5 protein-coding genes are annotated in these 6861 nt (G+C 45.1%); all 5 read left to right on the forward strand.

Annotated features, from left to right (window positions below; genetic code table 11):
* Window positions 1-269: 269 nt before the first annotated feature.
* Window positions 270-1709, forward strand: coding sequence for a thioether cross-link-forming SCIFF peptide maturase (gene scfB / locus E7204_RS04300; RefSeq protein WP_295181907.1), 1440 nt, complete (start codon window positions 270-272; stop codon window positions 1707-1709).
* A gap of 53 nt (window positions 1710-1762) precedes the next feature.
* Window positions 1763-4048 (forward strand): carbamoyltransferase HypF, encoded by a 2286-nt coding sequence (gene hypF, locus E7204_RS04305; protein ID WP_295181910.1) that lies wholly within the window; start codon window positions 1763-1765, stop codon window positions 4046-4048.
* A 144-nt stretch (window positions 4049-4192) separates the two neighbouring features.
* Entirely contained in the window at window positions 4193-4444 is a 252-nt protein-coding gene (locus E7204_RS04310; protein ID WP_021842409.1) for a HypC/HybG/HupF family hydrogenase formation chaperone, read from the forward strand.
* Window positions 4404-5522 carry a hydrogenase formation protein HypD gene (gene hypD, locus E7204_RS04315; protein WP_295181914.1) on the forward strand — a complete coding sequence of 373 codons (1119 nt, stop codon included), beginning with the start codon at window positions 4404-4406 and terminating at the stop codon, window positions 5520-5522. The genes E7204_RS04310 and hypD overlap by 41 nt, the downstream gene beginning before the upstream one ends.
* A gap of 26 nt (window positions 5523-5548) precedes the next feature.
* Entirely contained in the window at window positions 5549-6559 is a 1011-nt protein-coding gene (gene hypE / locus E7204_RS04320; protein WP_295181917.1) for a hydrogenase expression/formation protein HypE, read from the forward strand.
* The last annotated feature ends 302 nt before the right edge of the window (window positions 6560-6861 follow it).

Raw genomic sequence — 6861 nt, forward strand, 5'->3', positions numbered from 1 at the left:
TACGTCAATGACCCAATAAGATCCAATCATTATGTGATAGTGATTGGGTCTTATTTTATTTTTATAATTTAAAGTAATTCAAGCTATATTTAAAACAACCCAAGGCATATTTAAAATAACCCAAGGTATGCAAAAATAATAAATCAGAATTTTTGAAAGGTCTTGTATGTCATTATTTCATATATGGTAGAACCTTTTTTTTAAGCTAAAAGTAGATAAATGATGTATAATATAAAAGTAGTAGTAACTATTAAATATATGGAGGTACCATGTTAGAATTAAAACCAATGATTCACAAATTCAAGATGAAGGATAAGTATTTCTGTCTTGATGTAAATAGCGGTATTATTCACGTGATTGACGAATTTACCGATAAAGTGCTCGACATTTATGACGGCACGAATCGTGATGCGGTTCATCAGGCTTTTGACGGGGTTGAATCACCGGAAGAAATCAATGAATTATTAGACGAATTGGATGCTTTGATTAAAGATGAAATGCTTTATGCACCAATGTCTGAAGATTTCAAATTGGTGGCTGCTGAAAAACCGATTGTTAAAGCATTATGCCTTAACATTGCTCACGACTGCAACTTGGCTTGCCGTTACTGCTTTGCCAGCCAGGGCGATTACGGCGGGGTAAAACGTGAACTCATGAGTTTTGATGTGGCCAAACGTGCCGTTGATTTCTTAATCTCTATGAGTGGTCCTCGTCAACATTTGGAAATAGATTTCTTTGGCGGTGAACCATTGATGAACTGGGAAGTCGTTAAGCAGACCATCGAATATGCTGAAAAAGTAGGCGCTGAGCACAATAAGATTTTCAAAATGACCATGACCACTAACGGTGTGTTGTTGACTCAGGAGAAAATCGATTACCTCAACGAACATAAATTGAGCATGGTCTTATCCATCGACGGTCGTGAAGAAGTGCATAATCACATGCGTCCGAGTGCCGGCGGTACGGATACGTATAAAACTGTTGCCAAAAACTTGATTAACGCGGTTAAACAGCGTCATGGTCTTGAATACTATGCACGCGGTACCTATACACATAATAACCTTGATTTTACCAAGGACGTAATTGCTATGTCCGACCTCGGTTTTGAACATTTATCCATGGAACCGGTAGTTGGTAAAGAAGGAGACTATGTACTTCGTGAAGAAGATTTACCGACTTTGATGAAAGAATACGAAAAGCTTGCTGATTTGTATTTGGAACGTCAAAAAGCAGGTTGGGGTGAGAAGTTCAACTTCTTCCACTTCCGCATGGACTTATATCGCGGCCCATGTATGGCTAAACGCTTGCGCGGTTGCGGTGCCGGTCATGAATACATGGCCATCGTACCGAACGGTGATATTTACCCATGCCATCAGTTTGTCGGTCGTGACGGCTATGTATTGGGGAATGTGTACGAAGGTCTTAAGAACTTTGATATTCCTCGTGAATTCCGCAATACTCATGTATTTACGAAGCCGACATGTGCCGCTTGCTGGGCTAAATTCTTCTGCTCCGGCGGTTGCCATGCCAATAATGAAACCTTTACAGGGACTATTCATGAACCATATGCTTTAGGTTGTGAATTACAGAAAAAACGCATTGAATGCGCCATTATGATCCAGGCTGAGCTTGATGAATTGCGTGAACAAGGGATTGAGCCGAAGGAGGATTCGGCCTTCCAGGAACGCAAACAGCACAATTGGATGTAAAACTAAATACCGTATAACAAGTAAGCAAATAGTATATAGTAAAGGAACTATTTATGAAGCGACAAGGTATACGATTTACAGGGATAGTACAGGGGGTCGGTTTTCGGCCCCTGATTGCGGTTGTAGCACGAGAACTGGGATTAACGGGTTTTGTTTATAATGACGATGCCGGTGTTTATGTAGAAGTGCAGGGTACGGAAAAGGCGTTGGCAAAATTTGTTGACGCCGTAAAAGAGCGTAAGGGACCTATAGCACGCATTGATACGGTTAAGGCATATGAGATTCCTTTAAAAGAGGACAGCCTATTTGTCATTGCGCCTTCGCCTGCGGGGAAACAACCGGCTACGTTTATCGGCGCCGATACAGCTCCGTGTGAGGCGTGCCGAAGGGAACTGCACGATCCGATGAATCGCCGTTTTCATTACGGCTTTATTAACTGTACCCATTGCGGACCTCGTTACACCATTGTAGAGACAGTGCCGTATGACCGTAAGTTTACATCAATGAAGGAGTTTCCTCTTTGTCCGGCTTGTAAGAACGAATATGAGTCGGAAGACAATCGCCGTTATCATGCAGAACCGAATGCATGCCCCGTATGTGGCCCGCAATATACATTGTATGAAGTGAATAACGGTGAATTAGAAGCAACTTCTCCGGATTTGGATCCGCTCACTTTGGGCCGTGACTACGTCATGACCGGTCATATTATTGCCTTCAAAGGGGTAGGTGGTTATCACTTGGTGTGTGACGCCACGAATGAGAAGGCCGTTATGACTCTTAGAGAGCGCAAACAACGGCCGCATAAACCCTTAGCGGTTATGGTGGATTCCTTGGCAACGGCTAAAGAAATTGCCCATATTACGCCGGAAGAAGAAGCACTCTTACAATCGCCGGCGCGGCCTATAGTATTAGTACCGCAACGGAGCGATGCTAAAGTGGCGTGGCAGGCGGTAGCGCCTAATAATCACTATGTGGGAATTATGCTTCCTTATGCGCCGGTCCATGAAGTTTGGCTGCCGGCCGGCGCCGTATGGGTCATGACCAGCGGTAATCGCAGCGGCGAACCGGTGATTTTTAAGGATGAGGAAGCCGTTCTTAAGTTGAAACATGTGGCGGATTATTTTCTCGTACATAATCGTCGCATCGTGGCATCCGTTGATGACTCGGTGGTGGAAGTTGTTAAGGGTGAAACCTTGCTAATCCGTCGCAGTCGTGGCTATGTGCCTACGTCTTTTAAAGTTCGGTTACCGAATGAAGGTAAAAAGACGGTACTTGCCATGGGTGGCGACCTAAAGAATGCGTTTGCCATGAATCGTAACGAGGCAGTCCTTATGGGTCCTCATATCGGTGATTTGGCGAACATGGCCATGAACGACAGTCTGGTTTGGACTATCGATCGGTATAAAGATTTATTCGGCCTTACGCCGGAAGCGGTAGTGGCCGATTATCATCCGCAGTATTTCTCTTCCCAATATGGCAAAACTTATAGTGAAGAGCACAATATTCTGTTTATTCAGGTGCAACATCACCATGCTCATGTAGCGGCGGTTATGGCTGAATACGGGCTGGATTCGGAGCCCGTGTTGGGTATCTGTTTCGATGGCACCGGCTATGGCTTAGACGGCACTATATGGGGCGGTGAGTTTTTACTCTGTCAAGGCCATTCCATGCAGCGTTTGGCTCATATTCATACGGCCCCGTTACCGGGCGGTGAAGCGGCCGTCAAAGAACCGTGGCGTCAGGCGCTTTGGTATGTACGCGATAAATTCGGCGATGATACACCGGCTTGGCTTGAACCGTGGTTCAATCAACTGCCGGATAATTGGGAATTGTTGGATTTTATGATGAAAAACAATATGCTTATGGTTGACGCCAGCAGTGCGGGCCGTTTATTCGATGCCGTGGGTTGCTTGTTGGGCCTTGGTAACGAGCATACCTTTGACGGTCAGATTGCCATGAGCCTTGAACAATTAGCCTATGGTGAGCGGGGCAAAATTAAGGAATTTATTTTTGACGGCAAAATCCTTGATTTTAAACCGTTGGTTCAGGATATTATCGGCCATTTGGGCGATGGTATTTCTAAACGTGTCTTGGCGGCGTCATTCCATCGCACCTTAGCCTATGGCATTACGGAAACGATGGAGCATTTGTGCACCCAATATAACATTAAGCAAGTTATTCTTTGCGGTGGCGTTTTTCAAAATAGACGCCTTATCGAAGAAATGATGAGTATAAATCACGATCAAGTTATGCTGTTGCCGCGTCAAGTGCCGCCTAATGACGGCGGTTTGGCTTTGGGACAATTATGGCTGGGTCACCGGAAGTTGGCTGACTTGTAAGCTTGTTCTGAAAACCGTGAATAAAACCGTTAATAAAACCATAAATAAAACCGTAAATATATGGAGCCATATATTTTGTCGGCAGCAAGCAGTTTTGATCAAAGAAGTTATTAAAACTCCGTTTGAAAGTTAGGAGGAAATACTATGTGTTTAGCAGTACCTGCTCAATTAATAAAAGTAAATGAATTTATCGGCACGATTGAGCTTACGGGGGTAACCAGGGATGTCAATCTCATGTTGGTACCGGAAGCCAAGGTTGGCGATTACGTACTGGTTCATGCCGGTTGCGCCGTCCAAATCGTAGATGAAGAAGAGGCTAATGCAACAATGGAAGCCTTTAAGGAGTTGGAAGAACTTGAAGAAAATTACTTTGCAGGAAAAAACGCAGGTCGCTAATGAACTGTTGGAAGAAATAAAAGCGCTTCATACGCCGGGCGAACAAGTTCGGTTCATGGAAGTGTGCGGTACTCATACAGTGGCGATTTTCCGCGAAGGGATTCGCCAATTGTTGCCGGACGGTATCGAGCTCGTCAGCGGGCCGGGCTGTCCCGTATGTGTAACCGACCAGGTATATATGGATAAAGCGTTGGCCTATGCGGCCATGGATGATGTGATTGTGGCCACTTTTGGGGATATGCTCAAAGTTCCGGGCACGCACAGTAATCTGTGGGAAGCGAAGAGTGCCGGTGCCCATATCCACATTATCTACAGTCCTTTGGAAATTATTGAACTAGGTAAAGCCAATCCGGATAAAAAAATCGTATTTTTAGCTATCGGTTTTGAAACGACCATTGCCGTTATTGCGGCGGCTGTTAAGGCGGTAGCTATGTCCGGTCTTAAGAACGTGTTCTTCTTGGTATCTCATAAATTGGTACCGCCCGCTCTTCGGGCGTTGGCTAATCAAAAAGAAGGGCATCTTGACGGCTTTATTTTACCGGGCCATGTAAGTGTTATTATCGGCGAAGAACCGTACAGTTTTATTCCGACGGAATGCCATATGCCGTCCTGTATTGCCGGTTTTGACGGCCTTGAAATCTTAGCGGCTGTACGCGATTTATTGGCGCAGCGCAAGAGCGGCCAGTACTATGTGGGCAATCAATATAAGTCGGTAGTCGCTAAAAAAGGGAATCCGGTGGCTGTGAAGCTGATGGATGAACTTTATGAAGTGATTGATGATACCTGGCGCGGTATCGGTGTGATTCCGAAGTCCGGTTTGCGCTTAAAAGGTGAATATGCTGCTTTTGATGCGGAACGCATGATTCTACTGGGGCCGATTGAAAGCGGCGGTGTACCGAAAGGCTGTCAATGCGGCCGCGTGTTGCAAGGCTTAATTCGTCCCGATGAATGCGGTTTATTCGGTAAATTATGTACGGCCGATCATCCGGTGGGCGCGTGCATGGTGTCCGTAGAAGGCAGCTGTGCGGCTTGGTATAAATACGGTCGTGCCAGCGGCGGTATGACTTGGGAAGAATAAAAAATTCCTCAGCGAAGGAGTAATTTATGGATGAAACAATACGTTTGGTTCATGGTAATGGCGGCCGATTCAGCCATGAACTGATGGAAAAATATATTATGCCTCATTTTAAAAACGAAGCATTGGCAAAATTACATGACGGTGCTCAATTCGAGGTGCCCGCCGGACGCATGGCATTTACCACCGATTCCTATGTGGTAACACCGCAGTTTTTCCCCGGTGGCAACATCGGTAAATTGGCCGTGTGCGGTACGGTTAACGATTTGGCCATGAACGGGGCTAAGCCTTTATATCTGAGTTGCGGCCTTATCTTGGAAGAAGGGTTGCCTCTTAAAACATTGGATACCGTTTTGGCGACTATGGCCGATATGGCTAAAAAAGCAGGTGTTTCCATTGTGACCGGTGATATGAAGGTCGTTGAAAAAGGTGCCGTGGACGGGCTATATATCAACACAGCCGGTGTGGGGATAATTCCGGACGGCATTAATATCGATCCGACGCGTGTGCAGCCGGGCATGAAGATTATTGTATCCGGCTCGTTCGGTGACCACGCCATTGCCGTTATGGGCAGTCGTTATGAATTGGCACTGCCACCGACGATTAAAACCGACTGTGCGCCGCTCAATCATATGGTTATGGCTGTACTTGAGGCAGTGGGCAATAAAGTGGCCGTTATGCGCGACCCGACTCGCGGCGGTTTGGCTACGACACTCTATGAAATTGCCGGTCAAGCTAACGTGGGTATCCGTGTGGATGAACATGCCTTACCGATTCATGATGAAGTGCAGTCCGTGTGCAGTATTTTAGGGTACGATCCGCTTTATTTGGCTAATGAAGGTAAAGCTGTATTCGTTGTTGAAGCCGATGTGGCCGATACAGTGCTTGAAATCTTGCATGCTAACGAATATGGCCGTGAAGCCGCTTGCATCGGTGAGGTACTGGGTACCAATGCCGGTAAAGTAGGCCTTAAAACAGCGCTGGGCGGCGTGAGGTTGCTTGATCAGTTGGGCGAGGACCAAGTGCCGAGAATTTGTTAAAGAGCTCTAATATTTTTATAGATAAAATTTAATAGGTATATGCTAAAGCAGTTATAAAGTTTTTACTTTATAACTGCTTTTTTGATGGTTAATTGTAAACTGAAATTGAACATATAAAAAATCCATAGTGAATACCGATTTGTGTTATGATTAATGTCGCTAAACCAAATCTTTTACACGAGGTATCGATATCACTATGGACTCTATTAATCATAACACATCATTACGTACAAACAAACACTTATCTTACGAAGAACGCTTTTTTATTGAAAAGCAATTACAAGCAGGTGTATCAAAAACAG

The organism is Veillonella sp. (assembly GCF_015058545.1).
GTDB lineage: Bacteria > Bacillota > Negativicutes > Veillonellales > Veillonellaceae > Veillonella_A.